This window comes from Dickeya lacustris, assembly GCF_029635795.1.
GTDB lineage: Bacteria > Pseudomonadota > Gammaproteobacteria > Enterobacterales > Enterobacteriaceae > Dickeya > Dickeya lacustris.
The window spans coordinates 950805-966875 of the sequence record NZ_CP114280.1 but is presented as its reverse complement, the minus strand read 5'-3'; the positions used below and the strand labels follow the sequence as shown (position 1 = coordinate 966875).

Here is a 16071-nt window from a genome sequence, read left to right as displayed (position 1 = left end):
AGGCGGTCGCTCGACCGCCTAAGTTTTCTTCTACCTCAGAATCATTTTTTCCCTCCCTGGAGGATAAGCGTGTCTAAGCGTCGAGTAGTTGTGACTGGTCTTGGCATGTTATCTCCTGTCGGCAACACAGTAGAGTCAACCTGGAATGCTTTGCTTGCCGGTCAGAGTGGTATCAGCTTGATTGACCATTTCGATACTAGTGCCTATGCAACGCGTTTTGCTGGCTTAGTAAAGGACTTTAACAGTGAAGATTTCATCTCGCGCAAAGAAGCGCGCAAGATGGATGCCTTTATTCAATACGGAATTGCAGCAGGCGTTCAGGCTATGCAGGATTCTGGCCTTGAAGTCACGCCTGAGAATGCGGGCCGTATCGGAGCCGCTATCGGGTCGGGTATTGGTGGTCTGGGGCTGATTGAGGAAAACCATGGCGCGCTGATGCATGGTGGCCCGCGTAAAATCAGTCCGTTTTTTGTTCCTTCAACCATTGTAAATATGGTGGCAGGTCATCTGAGCATCATGTTTGGTCTGCGTGGCCCAACGATTTCTATCGCTACAGCCTGTACATCCGGTGTGCATAATATTGGCCATGCGGCACGTATTATTGCGTACAACGATGCCGATGTCATGGTGGCCGGTGGTGCGGAAAAAGCCAGTACCCCGTTAGGTGTAGGCGGTTTTGGCGCGGCTCGCGCTTTATCAACCCGTAATGATAATCCGCAGGCGGCGAGTCGCCCCTGGGATAAAGATCGTGACGGTTTTGTGCTGGGAGACGGTGCCGGTATCCTGGTGCTCGAAGAATACGAGCATGCCAAAAAACGCGGGGCAAAAATTTATGCCGAAATCGTTGGTTTTGGCATGAGCAGCGATGCTTATCACATGACGTCACCGCCGGAAGATGGTTCAGGCGCTGCGTTGGCGATGGTAAATGCACTGCGCGATGCTGGCATCACCACTGAACAGGTTGGGTATATTAATGCCCACGGTACGTCAACGCCTGCGGGTGATAAAGCAGAAACACAGGCCGTGAAATCGGTATTTGGTGCACAAGCCTCGCGCGTGCTGGTGAGTTCAACCAAATCGATGACTGGCCACCTGCTGGGCGCAGCAGGCGCAGTGGAGTCGATTTTCAGTATTTTGGCATTGCGTGATAACGCTGTTCCGCCGACGATTAACCTGGATAATCCCGATGAGGGATGCGATCTGGACTTCGTTCCTCATGAGGCGCGCCAGGTGAGTAATCTGGAGTACACGTTGTGTAACTCATTTGGTTTCGGCGGTACCAACGGCTCTGTGGTGTTCCGCAAAGTCTGAGGCGTTGTATCCTGAAAGAGCCCGGTGATGCCGGGCTTTTTTTTGCCTGCCTCATATCAGCAAGTAAGTTTTTGCCAACCGTGCAGGCGGCAGGCGCGTATGGGCAGCGAGAGGCGATAGAGGCGATAATGTGGTGGATTAACGGTAAAGCGGAGCAGTACCTGCCGGTTTCAGACCGCAGTGTACAGTTTGGCGATGGGTGTTTTACCACGGCCCGGGTGGTTCAGGGGCGTATCGTGTGGCTGGAGCGACATATTCAACGCTTGCAGCGAGCTGCCCAGCAGTTATTGTTGCCTGATGTTGATTGGTCACAATTACGTGCTGAAATGGAGCGCGCTGCGCAGGGGCGAGACGAGGGCGTCGTCAAAGCGGTGATAAGCCGTGGCAGCGGTGGCCGAGGTTATAGCACCGCAGGGTGCCAGCAGCCGGTTAGAATCGTGATGCAGGCGGACTATCCCCGGCACTATAGCCGGTGGCGTCAGGAAGGCATCAGCCTGGCCCTCAGTCCGGTGCCGTTGGCGCAAAATCGCTGGCTTGCCGGTATCAAACACCTTAATCGGCTGGAGCAAGTGCTCATTCGCACGCACCTTGAGCGCGCCGGGGCTGATGAGGCGCTGGTGCTTGACACTTCGGGGGCGCTGGTGGAATGCTGTGCGGCCAATTTGTTCTGGCGCAAAGGCCAGCAGGTGTTCACACCGGATGTGTCACTGGCCGGTGTTGATGGTGTCGCTCGCCAGCATATTATGGCCCGCTTGCAGACTTCCGCTTTTACCGTGCAGGTGGTTTGTGAACCGCCAGAGACATTGGCTGATGCCGATGAGGTCGTGGTGTGTAACGCATTGATGCCGATTATTCCGGTGAATCAAGCACATAACTGGTGTTATCGCTCACGAGAGTTGTATGACTTTCTGAGCCCTTATTGTGAGTCATAAGCGGTCATGAAGAAAATAACGTGGGGCCTTGGCATTCTTCTTGTGTTAGCGGCCGGTGCGTGGTGGGGCTGGGGGCAGATCCAGCGTTTTGCCAGCTCTCCGCTGGCTATTGATAAGGAAACCCTTTTTACGCTTCCCGCCGGAACAAATCGTGAAGGACTGAAAGATCTGCTGGTGTCGCAGCATATCATTCCTGACGGCGGTAGCCTGTTACCGCTCCTGCATTTGGAGCCGGAGCTGGCAGCGTTTAAAGCCGGTACTTATCGCGTCACCCCGGCGATGACGGTTCGTGACATGCTGGCATTACTTGCCAGCGGCAAAGAAGCGCAGTTTTCCATGCTATTTGTCGAAGGATCGCGCTTTAAAGAGTGGCTGGAGATTCTCAAAAATTCACCCTACCTGAAACATACGTTGGAAGATAAAACGCCGCAGGACATTGCGGATAGTATCGGCCTAAAGGATACGCCAAACCCGGAAGGGTGGTTTTACCCTGATACCTATCTGCATACGGCTGGCATGAGCGATAAATCCGTGTTGCAGCGCGCACATCAACGTATGGCTAAAGTGCTTAATGAGGTGTGGCAAGGTCGTGCTGAAGGCTTGCCCTATAAAACGCCGTATGAGCTACTGATAATGGCCTCGCTGATTGAAAAAGAGACTGCCGTTGACGCAGAGCGCCCGCAGGTTGCGTCGGTTTTTATCAATCGGTTACGTCTGGGAATGCGTTTACAAACCGACCCTACGGTGATTTATGGTATGGGGGATAGCTATAACGGAACCATTACCCGCAGCGCGCTTGAAACAGCTACGCCCTATAATACCTACACCATCAGCGGTTTGCCGCCGACGCCCATCGCGATGCCGGGTAAAGCCTCGCTAGATGCAGCGGCGCATCCGGCAAAAACGGCTTACCTTTATTTCGTTGCTGACGGTAAAGGGGGGCATACATTCACCACCAATCTGACGGATCATAACCGTGCCGTACAGGTTTATCGCTCCATGTCCGCAGTCGGGAAGGAAAAGAATGCACAGTAAATTTATCGTCATCGAAGGGCTTGAAGGCGCAGGGAAAACCAGTGCCCAGGCAGTGGTTGTGGAGACATTGCGCGCTTTTGGCATTCAGGACATCGTCTTTACGCGTGAGCCGGGCGGCACGCCGCTGGCGGAAAAATTGCGCGAGTTAATAAAACAGGGCGTGCAAGGCGAGCCACTGACCGATAAAGCAGAAGTGCTGATGCTCTATGCCGCGCGAGTGCAATTGGTGGAGAATGTGATTCGCCCGGCTTTAGTGCGTGGCGCCTGGGTGGTCGGCGACCGCCACGATCTCTCGTCTCAGGCCTATCAAGGCGGCGGACGCGGTATTGACCCGCAGTTACTGCTATCACTGCGTGACACGGTATTGGGTGAATTTCGCCCTGATCTCACGCTCTATCTCGATATTTCCCCGGATCTTGGGCTCAAGCGCGCGCGTCAGCGCGGCGAGCTTGACCGCATTGAACAAGAGTCGCTGGCTTTTTTTGCCCGCACCCGTGCGCGTTACCAGCAACTGGCGGCGCAGGACGCCAGTATCATCACGATTGATGCGTCCCGTGAACTGGCGCAAGTCAGTGCCGATATTCGTCAGGCGTTATCTGGCTGGCTGCAACACGCCGCATCAACCGCCAGGACATCAGCCTGATGGAATGGTATCCGTGGCTAAACGCACCTTATCGACAATGGCTGGCCGAGCATCAGGCAGGCAGGGGGCACCATGCCGTGTTGCTGCACGCATCAGAAGGGATGGGCGAAGCGTCACTGGTTTATGCCCTGAGCCGCCGGTTGCTTTGCCAGCACCCGGAAGGCGGTAAAAGCTGTGGGCGCTGCCATGATTGTCAATTGATGCGCGCCGGGACTCACCCGGACTGGCACAGTGTGATACCGGAAAAAGGAAAGCAAAGCCTGGGGGTTGATCAGGTGCGTAGCGTGCTGGAGCAGGTGTATCAACGCTCGCGGCAAGGCGGCGTAAAAATTATCTGGCTGGCGCAAGCCGAATTGTTGACCGAAGCGGCGGCTAATGCGCTCTTAAAAACGCTGGAAGAGCCTCCGGCACAGAGTTATTTCCTGTTGGGATGCCGAGAGCCGGGGCGTTTGCTGGCGACATTACGTAGCCGTTGCCTCTATCGTCATCTTGACGTGCCGGATGAAGTACAAGCCATACAGTGGCTGCGTGCCCGTGGGCACGGCGATGAGGCCGCCTGCCAGACCGCTTTGCGGCTAAATCATGGCGCGCCACTGGCGGCAGACATGTTATTGCAGCCGGAGCGCTGGAAGGTGCGGGCGCAATTATGTCAGCTCCTGTCATCCAGCGTGCGCAGCCATGATGCGCTATCACTGCTGGCCGCGCTGCACCATGATGATGTCTGCGAACGTATCCACTGGGTATGCAGTATCTTGTTAGATGCGCTGAAAGGGCACCATCAGGCCTGGGATCACGTTATCAATCGTGACCAGTTAACGCTGATTGCGCAATGCCGTACCGCAATGAGCGAGGCGCTGCTGCACTACAGCCTGCGTTGTTGGCTGGCGTGCCGCCATCAATTGCTGTCCGTCACGGGCGTGAACCGTGAACTGTTATTAACATCAATGTTACTGGATTGGGAACGCGCGTTGTCTTCCCCATCGTTGCCGATGTCACCTTCTTTTTCCTGAAAATCGGATAATTATTGTTATGTTGTTAGTCGATTCCCATTGTCATCTTGATGGCCTGGATTATCAGGCGTTACACAAAGACGTTGCGGAGGTGCTGGAAAAAGCACGTCAGCGTGATGTCGGTTTTATTCTGGCTGTTGCAACCACATTACCCGGATTTCGTGCGATGACGTCGTTTATCGGCGAGCGTAAAAATGTGGCGTTTTCTTGTGGCGTGCATCCTCTGAACCAGGATGAGCCCTATGATTTTGCTGAATTGCGCGCGCTGGCAAGCGACCCTGCGGTTGTTGCGCTGGGTGAAACCGGACTTGATTACTACTATCAGCAAGATAATGCAGCGCAACAGCAGGCCTCATTTCGCGAACATATCCGCATTGGACGCCATCTCAACAAACCGGTCATTGTGCATACCCGTTCAGCCCGTGAAGATACGCTGGCCATTTTGCGTGAAGAAAAAGCCGAAGAGTGCGGCGGTGTACTACACTGTTTTACCGAAGATAAGGATACTGCCGCCGCATTACTGGATTTGGGGTTCTATATCTCTTTTTCCGGGATAGTCACGTTTCGTAATGCTGAGGCATTGCGCGAAGTCGCGCGCTATGTTCCGTTAGATAGGCTATTGATTGAAACCGATTCGCCTTGGCTGGCACCGGTTCCCCATCGCGGTAAAGAGAACCAACCGGCGTATACCCGCGATGTGGCTGAATATCTTGCCGTGCTCAAAAACGTCAGTCTTGAACAGTTGGCAACCACCACAACTGAAAATTTTGCTCGGTTATTTCACATTGATCCAGCACGGTTGACCACAGCCTGATACTGGTTAAGAATACGCGAGTTTTTTTCTGCTTCGTAATTAATCGCTGTTACCCCCGGCTATTTCTGGCTTATGCCACGCGGTGGCAGGGGGGATTTTCAGCGTTAGATCACAAACTATAAGACTTCTGATAGTTACGCCGGTTTCCCATGAGTTGAAACGTGACTGCTATCAAACATTTGATGCAACATTTATTTTACTCTGCGTAAAAATTAGTGAGGATGCAAATCACATCCCGACTATCTGAAGGCGGGTTAGCCCAAATGAGGTTAACTGTCAGAAGTAAAAGCACTATTACTCAGGAGCACTCTCTATTATGTTTAAAAATGCATTTGCAAACCTGCAAAAAGTAGGTAAGTCGCTGATGCTGCCGGTGTCCGTGCTGCCTATCGCCGGTATCCTGCTGGGGGTTGGTTCAGCCAACTTTAGCTGGCTGCCAGCGGTAGTTTCCAGTGTGATGGCACAGGCGGGTGATTCGGTTTTTGCCAATATGCCGTTGATTTTTGCTATTGGTGTGGCGCTGGGCTTTACCAATAATGACGGCGTTTCTGCGCTGGCGGCGGTCGTGGCCTACGGGATTATGGTGAAAACCATGGCCGTGGTTGCGCCACTGGTGTTGCATATGTCACCGAGCGATATTGCCAGTAACCACATGGCCGATACGGGCGTGTTAGGCGGCATTATCGCAGGGGCGATTGCAGCGTATATGTTCAATCGTTTCTATCGTATTCAATTGCCTGAATATCTCGGCTTTTTTGCCGGTAAGCGTTTTGTGCCGATTATCTCCGGTCTGACGGCGATTATCATCGGTGTGGCGCTGTCGTTTATTTGGCCTCCGGTGGGCAGCGCGATTCAGGCTTTCTCCCAGTGGGCGGCTTACCAGAACCCGGTGCTGGCGTTCGGTATCTACGGTATTGTGGAGCGTAGTTTGGTGCCGTTCGGCTTGCACCATATCTGGAACGTACCGTTCCAAATGCAGGTGGGTGAATTTACCAACGCGGCAGGTCAGGTGTTCCATGGCGACATCCCGCGTTATATGGCGGGCGACCCGACGGCGGGTAAACTGTCTGGCGGCTTCCTGTTCAAAATGTATGGTTTGCCGGCCGCAGCGCTTGCTATCTGGCATTCGGCTAAACCGGAAAATCGCGCCAAAGTGGGCGGTATCATGATCTCCGCTGCGTTGACCGCCTTCCTGACCGGGATTACCGAGCCTATCGAGTTTTCTTTCATCTTCGTTGCGCCGATTCTGTATATCATCCACGCGGTGCTGGCTGGTCTGGCGTTCCCAATCTGTATCCTGCTTGGTATGCGTGATGGCACCAGCTTCTCGCACGGGCTGATTGACTTCGTGGTATTAAGCGGCAACGGCAGCAAACTGTGGCTGTTCCCGATTGTCGGTCTGTGCTACGCCGTGGTGTACTACACCGTGTTCCGCGTGCTGATCGCTAAACTGAATCTGAAAACGCCGGGCCGTGAAGAGTCTTCATCCGAGCAGTCTGCACAGGGCAGCTCTGAAATGGCGGCATCACTGGTTTCCGCTTTTGGCGGCAAAGATAACATCACTAACCTTGACGCCTGTATCACACGTTTACGCGTAAGTGTGGCAGATGTTACCCGCGTTGATCAGGCGGCGTTGAAGAAACTGGGCGCTGCTGGTGTGGTTGTGGCCGGTTCTGGTGTGCAGGCTATCTTCGGCACCAAGTCTGATAACCTGAAGACCGACATGGATGACTATATTCGTCACCACTCGTGATCTGTTGTCACAACGAGCGTTGTCAGCGCTAGTGCTGATAGATAATTCGGTGTGATGGTGTAAAAGGGGCTACGGCCCCTTTTTTTATGTGCTGAACATTGCCTGCCCGTAGCACAGAATCGTTTCCCCCGCGATGAGGTTCAGCAGTAGGATACCCCTGATGAGGTGCGCGGTAGCCGCATCCTGCTGACTGATGAGCGCCGTCTTTATCTCGATTATCTCGATTATCTCGATTATCTCGATTATCTCTTATCGCGATGTCACGCCCGTCACACGGCGCTTATCAATAACAACATCTCACCGCACACATGACAGCCTGCCACAGTTCAGAGGGAGAGGTATGCAGATTTCAGCCAGCCGTTTAACACAAATAACCTATAACCTGTTACGCCATGTCGGATGCGAGCATGATGAAGCCGATATTGTCACGCAGCACCTGGTCGGCGCTAATTTAAAAGGGCATGACAGCCACGGCGTTGGCATGTTGCCGGAGTATGTGCGATTTATCGCTCAGGGCACCATGCGTCCCAATACACCCACACGTTTGCTACAAGATGGCGGCGCTATCTTGCAATTCAGCGGTGACAGAGGGTTTGGGCAGCGGACGGGGCGTGAGGCAATGCAGCTGGCGATGGCGCGTGTAAAAAGTACCGGTGTTTGCTTGATGACGCTCTCCTCGACCTGTCATCTTGGCCGGATTGGGACTTATGGCGAAATGGCCGCTGCCGCTGGGCTGATTGCGATTCATTTTGTCAATGTCAGCGATATTGCGCCGCTGGTCGCGCCCTTTGGCGGCAGCGATGCGCGTTTTGGCACCAACCCAATTTGCATCGCGTTTCCCGGTAGTGAAACGCATCCTGACTTTATTCTGGACTTTGCCACCAGCATCGTTGCGCTGGGAAAAACCCGCGTGGCCTGGCTTGCGGGCCATACGTTTGATGAGCCGGTGATGTTGGATAACCACGGCAAGCCGAGCGCTGACCCGCGCGTCATGTGGGAAGAGGAGCCGGCAGGTGCGCTGCTACCGATAGCCCGCCATAAAGGGGGCGGCCTAATTCTGGCTGCCGAGCTGCTGGCCGGTATCCTTTCCGGCGGTGGCACGATTCAGCCTGGCAACCCGCGTGAAGGCGCAATTGTTAACAACATGACGACTGTTTTAATCGATCCGTCCAAACTCGTGACCATGGATTGGCTCAGGCAGGAATATGACGCCATGCTGGAATATGTGCGGGCATCGCCAGCCTCTCATCCCGATAACCCGTTATACGTGGCCGGTGAGCCAGAGCAACGCGCACAGCAGCAGCGCCTGCGGCAAGGCGTGTCGATTTCAGAGGGCGAATGGCGCAAGATTACCGAAGCAGGATGTTCGCTTGGCATGGTGCCTGCGGATTTCGCGCCCGAATAACCATAAAAAGCGAGGGGAGGCGATATGGCCGCGTCGGCTATGTCGCTCGTAAGGCGCTGCGAGCGCCTGCGAACAGAGTTGAAATATATCGGTTTTATCACTCATACTGCATCCCGTATTGCACCTTACACGTGTTTTTAAACACACCGCGCTTGTTTTTAAACACATGATGCTTGTTTTTAAAGGAGCCATGTTATGGCTGAAGAAACTATTTTTAGTAAAATTATCCGCCGTGAAATCCCTGCCGATATCGTTTATCAGGATGAGCTGGTAACGGCTTTTCGCGACATCGCCCCGCGTACGCCAACGCATATCCTGATTATCCCTAATGTATTAATTCCCACAGTGAATGAGGCGGGCGCAGAACATGAAGCGGCATTGGGCCGCATGATAACCGTTGCCGGGAAGATTGCGCGTCAGGAAGGGATCGCTCAAGACGGTTATCGTTTGGTGATTAATTGCAATCGCCACGGCGGGCAAGAGGTGTATCACATTCATATGCACTTGCTGGGTGGCCGTCCGCTTGGCCCATTACTGGCCAGTTAACCGTGGCGTCGCGTTGTTTTGCCGCATTGCTGATGGCGGGAATGCTGGCCGGTTGCAGCAAAACGCCCACGCTGGCTATCAACCCTGCGCAAACGCGGGTGATGGATGCGTCTGTGGTGGCGCGTGGCGTCACGGCCACTGCGCCATCGCTGGTCATGAACGCGGCCAGAAAGCATGCAACCACCTATATTCATAATGCCTCAGATAATCCTGTCACCGTCTCCTGTCGCTTCTATCTGTATGATTCACAAGGGTTGGAGATAATGCCTGCGTTACCGGTTCAGGCCGTTACGGTGCCTGCACATGGCGATATTGAGGTTACGGCATCGCCAGTTGCGCCTGTAGCCAGCCAGGTGCGGCTTTACCTTTTTCTCTGAGAGTAACGTCCCGAGATAATATTGAGAGGAATGAGATGAAAAAATACCTTGGCGTGGTGTTGATGGCGCTGGTCATTGCCGGATGTTCGACCCGCGAGCCACAAACCGGGCAGGCACCGGTTGTCATCGAGCCCGCCGTACCGTCGCCGCCCAAGCCGCACAAACCGGTTACGCCGCCCGCGCAAAGCCAACCGCTGCCGGTGCCGCCGAAAATACAGATGCAGGTGCTGAATTGGTCGGCAGCGGCTACGCCGCTGGTCGCACAGTTAGTGAGAACCGACGGCGTGGCCAGGGGCAGTATGTTGTTGCTCAACAAGCTGAAGAATAACACCAACGGATCGTTGCAGACCGCGCAGGCAACCAATGAGATCTACAATGCGTTGTCCACCTCAGGGGCATTTACGCTGGTATCCCGCGAGCAATTGGGCGCGGCGCGACAGTCACTGGGGTTATCGGAAGACGACAGTCTGGAGTCACGCAGTAAAGCCGTTGGGCTGGCGCGCTACGTCGGTGCGCAATACGTGCTCTATGCTGATGCCAGCGGTGAGGTGAAAGCGCCGCAGCTATCGATGCAGCTGATGCTGGTGCAAACCGGGGAAATTGTCTGGTCAGGTAATGGCAGCGTTAGCGCCCAGTGATCGGTTGCGCGCTTTATTGCCGCGCGTGGTTTCTGGCGTCGATCCCGGTGAGGTTGAGTGGCAGCCGCTGGGGGGGCTGAGTCACCAAAGCGTTTCTATTCACAGCCCGACTGGGCGCTGGCTGGCTCGCGGCGAAACAACACACGGGCGGCAGATGGGCATTGCCCGTCAGCGTGAATTCCGCGTGCTGCGTCATTTAACGGGCTTTGCGCCGCATGCATTATGTTGGCGAGATGGCTGGCTGCTGGTGGAGTGGCTGTCGGGCACTGTGCCGGAGCCAGCGCAATTTGCTGCGCTGCTGCATAGCGGCGAGCTGGCGAGACTGCTGGCCGAATTACATCATCGCCCGCGTTATGGCTACCCTTTGCGTCTGGCTTACCTGTTGGAGCAGCATTGGCAGAATATGGCTCCAGCCCGGCGTACGCCCAAACTTCGGCGCGCGTATCGGCGCATCAGCGCGCGAGGGTTGCCAACGCCCTGTCATCTGGCTCCGCTGCATCTGGATGTTCATGCCGGTAATCTGGTGGCGACGACCTGCGGTTATCGCCTGATTGACTGGGAATATGCCGCTGATGGCGATATCGCACTGGAACTGGCGCTGCTCTTTCGCTCAGCCGGTTTATCCGGGCCGCAGCAGCAGGATTTTTTGCAACACTATTGCGCGTGTTGGCAAGCCTTGACGCCGGTGCGTTTGCAGCGACACATCGCGGGTTGGTATGACGTTGTTGATTACTTAGTGTTGATGTGGTTTGAAGTACGCTGGCAGCAGAGTGGTGAAGAAATTTACCGGCAGATGGCAGACAACTGGCAACAGTAGCTTGGCGGTAGTCGTTTTGATTTCGCGCCACAGGTTTATGCCGTCAGCGTTTGCGCTATTGGGTGGCGCTGAAAAAAGAAAGGGGAGAGTTGTGGGACCATTAATGTTAGATGTCGCCAGTTATGAACTGGACGCTGAAGATAGAGACGTGCTGGAGCACCCGCTGGTTGGCGGCGTGATTTTGTTTAGTCGCAATTTTCACGATGCAGACCAGTTGGCTGAATTGGTGCGTCAGATTCGTGCGGCGTCGCGCGAACGGCTCGTGGTAGCCGTCGATCAAGAGGGCGGGCGGGTGCAGCGTTTTCGCGATGGTTTTACTGCGCTCCCGGCGGCACAATCCTTTGCGGCACTCAACCCATTGGCGCAGGCGCAGCAACTGGCGCAAGACGCAGGATGGCTGATGGCGGCTGAAATGATCAGTATGGATATCGATATCAGCTTTGCGCCGGTATTGGACGTGGGCCATCAGAGCGCGGCGATCGGCGACAGATCGTTTCATGATGACCCGGATACGCTGCTGACGGTAGCAGAACATTTCATTATGGGCATGCACAGCGCAGGTATGAAGGCGACCGGTAAACATTTCCCCGGCCATGGCGCAGTGAGTGCGGATTCACATAAAGAAACCCCGCGCGATCCCCGCCCGCTGGCGCAGATACGCGAACGCGATATGCGGGTATTCAAGACGCTTATCGCGCGTGGACAGCTGGATGCGGTGATGCCCGCACATGTGATTTATACCGACGCAGACCCCCTTCCCGCCAGCGGCTCACCGTTCTGGCTACGGCAGGTATTACGTCAGGAACTGGGGTTTGATGGCATTATCTTTTCTGACGACCTGTCGATGGAAGGGGCGGCGATGCTGGGGAGTTATGCCGAGCGTGCTCAGGCCGCACGTGATGCCGGGTGCGATATGATTCTGGTGTGTAACCAGCGACAGGGGGCAATCAGCGTGTTGGATAATCTGTCGCCGGTCAATGTCCCGGGGCTTGAGAAGCTTTACCATCAGGGTGGGATAGTGCGTAAGGAATTACTGGGCTCGTCGCGCTGGAAGCAGGCGCATGCACAGTTGACCGCATTGAGTGAGCGTTGGCAGGCGCATAAGGCGGCTGGTTAACTCACCTGCAATATGAGGCTGGGAGAAGGGACAATGATCATCTATTTGCACGGTTTTGATTCAAGCAGTCCAGGTAATCATGAAAAAGTGTTGCAGTTACAGTTTATTGACCCGGATGTTCGGCTGCTGAGTTACAGTACGCTGCATCCACGGCATGACATGCAACACCTGTTGCGCGAAGTTGACAAGATGCTACAGTCCGGCACCGATAGCTGCCCGCTGATTTGTGGCGTTGGTCTTGGCGGGTTTTGGGCGGAGCGGATTGGTTTTTTGTGCGATATCCGTCAGGTGATGTTTAACCCGAATCTGTTTCCGCAAGAGAACATGGCCGGTAAGATTGACCGCCCGGAAGAGTACGCCGATATTGCCACCAAATGTGTGGAGAACTTCCGCGAGAAAAATCGCGATCGTTGTCTGGCGGTGTTGGCTCGCCATGACGAGAGGCTGGATAATCCGCGCAGCGCCAGACTGCTGGGCGAATATTATGAAATCATCTGGGATGATACCGCCAGCCACAAATTCCGCGATCTCTCGCCGCATTTGCAGCGAATCAAAGCCTTCAAAGCGCTAGGTTGACCTGCCTTTAGCTGCCGGACTGAGAAGACGTCCGGCAGCGTCCTCCGTCTTTCCCTTTCTGAACGATATTTTTAACGTTTTGTATTTAAACGTGATTTTTTGACGTCGAAAGATCTGTAACTAAATTAAATTGATATAAATCAAATTTGGTATGACCAAATGACCTTACATGCTATTCTCATAGCAGATATCCACTCTTTTTTTCATAACCGTATGTAATATAAGGATATTGTTTTTTACCCTTTATTAACTATTGGTTCACAAAATTTCAGGGGGTCATTTTGACATCATTGCCAACCAAGAAAATCGTGATTGTCGGCGGCGGTGCCGGTGGGTTAGAACTGGCAACCAGCCTGGGCCACAAACTTGGCCGCAAAAAGAAAGCGGACATTACCTTGGTAGACCGTAATCACAGCCATTTGTGGAAACCGCTGCTACACGAAGTGGCAACGGGCTCGCTGGACGATGATATGGATGCGTTGAGCTATCTGGCTCATGCGCGCAATCATCACTTTAATTTCCAACTGGGAATGCTGACCGGGATTGACCGTGAACAGCAGACCGTCCAACTGGCGGAAATCCGCGATGAACAGGGTGAGCTGCTGGTGGCGGCGCGCTCGCTTTCCTATGACATTCTGGTGGTCGCATTAGGCAGCACCTCGAATGATTTCGGCACGCCGGGCGTCAAAGATCACTGCATTTTCCTCGATAATCCGAAACAGGCGCGCCGTTTCCACAACGAAATGCTCAATCTTTTCCTGAAGTTCTCCGCCGCGCAGGGGGAAAAAGGCAAAGTGAATATTGCGATTGTCGGCGGTGGGGCTACCGGGGTCGAGCTCTCAGCCGAATTGCATAATGCGGTCAAGCAGTTGCATAGCTATGGTTTTGACGGGCTGAGTAATCAGGCGCTCAATGTTACGTTGGTTGAGGCGGGGGAGCGCATTCTTCCTGCACTGCCGCCACGTATTTCCTCAGCCGCGCACCATGAATTGACCAATCTTGGCGTCAGGGTACTGACAAAAACCATGGTAACGAGCGCCCAGGCCGGTGGGTTAAATACCAAAGATGGCGAGTTCATCGAGGCTGATTTGATGGTCTGGGCGGCCGGGATCAAAGCGGCTGATGCGATGAAAGAGATTGCCGGGCTGGAAACTAACCGGATCAATCAACTGGTGGTCGAACCCACTTTGCAGACCACGCGCGATCCGGCCATTTTTGCCATTGGCGACTGCGCATCATGCCCGCAGCCGGGCGGCGGTTTTGTCCCGCCACGCGCTCAGGCGGCACATCAGATGGCGTCCCGTTGCTACAGTAATATTCTGGCGTTGCTCAATAACCAGCCGCTCAAGCCCTACGTGTATAAAGATCATGGCTCGTTGGTGTCGCTGTCCAAATTCAGTACCGTCGGCAGTCTGATGGGCAATTTGATGCGGGGCTCGGTCATGGTTGAGGGGCGTATCGCGCGCTTTGTCTATATTTCACTCTATCGCATGCACCAGATAGCGCTACACGGTTATATCAAAACCGGGCTGATGATGTTGGTCGGGGGAATTAACCGGGTGATTCGCCCCAGACTTAAACTGCATTAATTTATTCTTGGTAGTGATAGTTCGCCTGAAAATGGTCTCTATGGTATTGATTGGTGATACCGGCAAGCGGGCCACGGATTATTCGCACGAACAGGCGCTATCTGCTGCGGCATGAGTCGGGTTATTTATCCGGCTCATGCCGATTCCTCACTAAATCAATCTGTTAATTCCTTTCTTTTTGAAACTTTACCCTGTTGGTCGCTTTTATTCGGGAATAAAACCCTGTCGAGCGGAAAGTTAAGATAAGAGAACTCTCAAATGTGACACGTTTGTTAGGGCGTGCGCTGCTTGGGGGAGAAATCTGATTGAGCCCTTCTGAGTGATTAGGCAGACTTCATGATGTCGGAGGTAATGAATAGCGGGCCATTCGGTATGCTATCTCCTTGACAGGGAAGCGTATCCCGCCGTGAACAGCGGGCGGCGATAGAAATGCGTGATTATTTATTCAGGAGGTTTCCTGTGAACAAATCAATGCTAGCAGGCGTGGGGATCGGCATGGCGTCCGCATTAGGCGTCGCCGCTGTAGCCAGTCTGGATGTGTTTGCATCCAAACCGCAATTTGCACAGGTGTTAACGGCTACGCCAATCAAAGAGACGATAAAAACGCCGCGTCAGGAGTGTCATAATGTGGCGGTCGTGCGGCGTCAACCGGTGCAGGATGAAAACCGGCTGGCCGGATCGCTGCTGGGCGCGGTCGCCGGTGGTGTGCTGGGTCATCAAATCGGTGGTGGTCGGGGACGTGATGTGGCAACGGTTGCTGGCGCTCTGGCGGGGGGTTACGCCGGTAATCAGGTTCAGGGCAATATGCAGGAGGGTGATACTTACCACACCACGCAGCAGCGTTGTCAAACCGTCTATGACAAATCGCAAAAAGTGCTGGGGTATGACGTCACCTACCAAATTGGCGATCGCGAAGGCAAGGTGCGTATGGAACGCGACCCGGGCACTCGTATTCCTATTGATAGCAACGGCCAGTTAATCCTCAATGCAGCGCATTAATAGATTGCCGAGGGCCTGCACCGGATGTTCATGGGCAGGCCTTACCCCGCATTAGTCAGCCAATCATACAGATAGCTGGCCTGCACCGGCGTATGGCGCAGGCCAGGCCAGATGCGTTTTACGGCGCGCTGAGTCACCCGCGTGCCGTTAAGCCACCGGTGGCCGCAGCGCTTGTCGGGCTGTATTGATTACGATGGTAATAACCGCACCGCTTCGCGCCCTTATTTGTCACCAGACTCTTTTCTCAACGCACTCTTCTCAAAGTGCTCTTCCCAAAGCGCTCTTCTCAACGCATTCATCAAAAGCACAGCTCACCATGAGGTTGCTAAAGCCAAAAGCGCCAAAGCCGATATCCGTGGTATGTCGGGCTTGCCCGGTGCCAAAACTGCCGGGCGGGTGGAGCCTGCCACGCAATAACGGCAATAAAATCAGCAATACAGTGTTCTTTGTGCGGTGATTTGTGTCGCTTTCTTGGTTTCCTGATGGTACTTCACGGTTTATCAACAGCG

The 16071-nt window shown here is 54.2% G+C and carries 17 protein-coding genes; all 17 read left to right on the top strand.

Features of this window, described 5'->3' with window-relative positions:
• Positions 1–69 precede the first annotated feature (69 nt).
• The 17 genes from fabF (at position 70) to O1Q98_RS04240 (ending at position 15979) form a co-directional block, all read left to right on the top strand.
• The gene (gene fabF, locus O1Q98_RS04320; RefSeq protein ID WP_125259039.1) at positions 70–1311 is read left to right on the top strand and encodes a beta-ketoacyl-ACP synthase II; all 1242 of its coding nucleotides are present in this window, start codon (positions 70–72) and stop codon (positions 1309–1311) included.
• 128 nt (positions 1312–1439) lie between these two features.
• Positions 1440–2243 (top strand): aminodeoxychorismate lyase, encoded by an 804-nt coding sequence (pabC, locus tag O1Q98_RS04315; RefSeq protein WP_125259151.1) that lies wholly within the window; start codon positions 1440–1442, stop codon positions 2241–2243.
• Between the two features lie 6 nt (positions 2244–2249).
• On the top strand, positions 2250–3278 hold the full coding sequence (gene mltG / locus O1Q98_RS04310) for an endolytic transglycosylase MltG (RefSeq protein ID WP_125259040.1): 1029 nt from the start codon (positions 2250–2252) through the stop codon (positions 3276–3278).
• Entirely contained in the window at positions 3268–3921 is a 654-nt protein-coding gene (gene tmk / locus O1Q98_RS04305; protein ID WP_125259041.1) for a dTMP kinase, read from the top strand. The genes mltG and tmk overlap by 11 nt, the downstream gene beginning before the upstream one ends.
• Positions 3921–4931 carry a DNA polymerase III subunit delta' gene (gene holB, locus O1Q98_RS04300; RefSeq protein WP_125259042.1) on the top strand — a complete coding sequence of 337 codons (1011 nt, stop codon included), beginning with the start codon at positions 3921–3923 and terminating at the stop codon, positions 4929–4931. Before tmk ends, holB begins: the two co-directional genes overlap by 1 nt.
• A 19-nt stretch (positions 4932–4950) precedes the next feature.
• Positions 4951–5745: a metal-dependent hydrolase gene (locus O1Q98_RS04295; protein WP_125259043.1), complete on the top strand. Its 795-nt coding sequence runs from the start codon at positions 4951–4953 to the stop codon at positions 5743–5745.
• A 316-nt stretch (positions 5746–6061) separates the two neighbouring features.
• Positions 6062–7498 carry a PTS glucose transporter subunit IIBC gene (gene ptsG, locus O1Q98_RS04290; RefSeq protein WP_125259044.1) on the top strand — a complete coding sequence of 479 codons (1437 nt, stop codon included), beginning with the start codon at positions 6062–6064 and terminating at the stop codon, positions 7496–7498.
• 340 nt (positions 7499–7838) lie between these two features.
• Positions 7839–8903: a malate/lactate/ureidoglycolate dehydrogenase gene (locus tag O1Q98_RS04285; RefSeq protein ID WP_125259045.1), complete on the top strand. Its 1065-nt coding sequence runs from the start codon at positions 7839–7841 to the stop codon at positions 8901–8903.
• Positions 8904–9098: 195 nt separating this feature from the next.
• The gene (hinT, locus tag O1Q98_RS04280; protein WP_125259046.1) at positions 9099–9449 is read left to right on the top strand and encodes a purine nucleoside phosphoramidase; all 351 of its coding nucleotides are present in this window, start codon (positions 9099–9101) and stop codon (positions 9447–9449) included.
• 2 nt (positions 9450–9451) lie between these two features.
• Positions 9452–9826, top strand: coding sequence for a YcfL family putative periplasmic lipoprotein (locus O1Q98_RS04275; protein ID WP_240632740.1), 375 nt, complete (start codon positions 9452–9454; stop codon positions 9824–9826).
• 35 nt (positions 9827–9861) lie between these two features.
• On the top strand, positions 9862–10464 hold the full coding sequence (gene lpoB / locus O1Q98_RS04270; RefSeq protein WP_125259047.1) for a penicillin-binding protein activator LpoB: 603 nt from the start codon (positions 9862–9864) through the stop codon (positions 10462–10464).
• Positions 10442–11281 (top strand): phosphotransferase, encoded by an 840-nt coding sequence (locus tag O1Q98_RS04265; protein WP_125259048.1) that lies wholly within the window; start codon positions 10442–10444, stop codon positions 11279–11281. Before lpoB ends, O1Q98_RS04265 begins: the two co-directional genes overlap by 23 nt.
• 91 nt (positions 11282–11372) lie before the next feature.
• Positions 11373–12398 carry a beta-N-acetylhexosaminidase gene (gene nagZ / locus O1Q98_RS04260; RefSeq protein ID WP_125259049.1) on the top strand — a complete coding sequence of 342 codons (1026 nt, stop codon included), beginning with the start codon at positions 11373–11375 and terminating at the stop codon, positions 12396–12398.
• Between the two features lie 33 nt (positions 12399–12431).
• Positions 12432–12974 (top strand): alpha/beta hydrolase YcfP, encoded by a 543-nt coding sequence (gene ycfP, locus O1Q98_RS04255; protein ID WP_125259050.1) that lies wholly within the window; start codon positions 12432–12434, stop codon positions 12972–12974.
• Positions 12975–13255: 281 nt separating this feature from the next.
• Positions 13256–14563, top strand: coding sequence for an NAD(P)/FAD-dependent oxidoreductase (locus O1Q98_RS04250; RefSeq protein ID WP_125259051.1), 1308 nt, complete (start codon positions 13256–13258; stop codon positions 14561–14563).
• 459 nt (positions 14564–15022) lie between these two features.
• Positions 15023–15562 (top strand): glycine zipper 2TM domain-containing protein, encoded by a 540-nt coding sequence (locus O1Q98_RS04245; RefSeq protein ID WP_125259052.1) that lies wholly within the window; start codon positions 15023–15025, stop codon positions 15560–15562.
• A 141-nt stretch (positions 15563–15703) separates the two neighbouring features.
• A complete protein-coding gene (locus O1Q98_RS04240; protein ID WP_125259053.1) occupies positions 15704–15979 on the top strand; it encodes a hypothetical protein in 276 nt (91 codons plus the stop codon).
• Positions 15980–16071 lie beyond the last annotated feature (92 nt).

Excerpts from the sequence above, each read along its gene's own strand:
- O1Q98_RS04285 (WP_125259045.1), top strand. The coding sequence starts at position 7,839 with ATGCAGATTTCAGCCAGCCGTTTAACACAAATAACCTATAACCTGTTA.
- lpoB (WP_125259047.1), top strand. The coding sequence starts at position 9,862 with ATGAAAAAATACCTTGGCGTGGTGTTGATGGCGCTGGTCATTGCCGGA.
- tmk (WP_125259041.1), top strand. The coding sequence starts at position 3,268 with ATGCACAGTAAATTTATCGTCATCGAAGGGCTTGAAGGCGCAGGGAAA.
- holB (WP_125259042.1), top strand. The coding sequence starts at position 3,921 with ATGGAATGGTATCCGTGGCTAAACGCACCTTATCGACAATGGCTGGCC.
- ptsG (WP_125259044.1), top strand. The coding sequence starts at position 6,062 with ATGTTTAAAAATGCATTTGCAAACCTGCAAAAAGTAGGTAAGTCGCTG.
- O1Q98_RS04295 (WP_125259043.1), top strand. The coding sequence starts at position 4,951 with ATGTTGTTAGTCGATTCCCATTGTCATCTTGATGGCCTGGATTATCAG.
- mltG (WP_125259040.1), top strand. The coding sequence starts at position 2,250 with ATGAAGAAAATAACGTGGGGCCTTGGCATTCTTCTTGTGTTAGCGGCC.
- O1Q98_RS04265 (WP_125259048.1), top strand. The coding sequence starts at position 10,442 with ATGGCAGCGTTAGCGCCCAGTGATCGGTTGCGCGCTTTATTGCCGCGC.
- pabC (WP_125259151.1), top strand. The coding sequence starts at position 1,440 with ATGTGGTGGATTAACGGTAAAGCGGAGCAGTACCTGCCGGTTTCAGAC.
- hinT (WP_125259046.1), top strand. The coding sequence starts at position 9,099 with ATGGCTGAAGAAACTATTTTTAGTAAAATTATCCGCCGTGAAATCCCT.
- ycfP (WP_125259050.1), top strand. The coding sequence starts at position 12,432 with ATGATCATCTATTTGCACGGTTTTGATTCAAGCAGTCCAGGTAATCAT.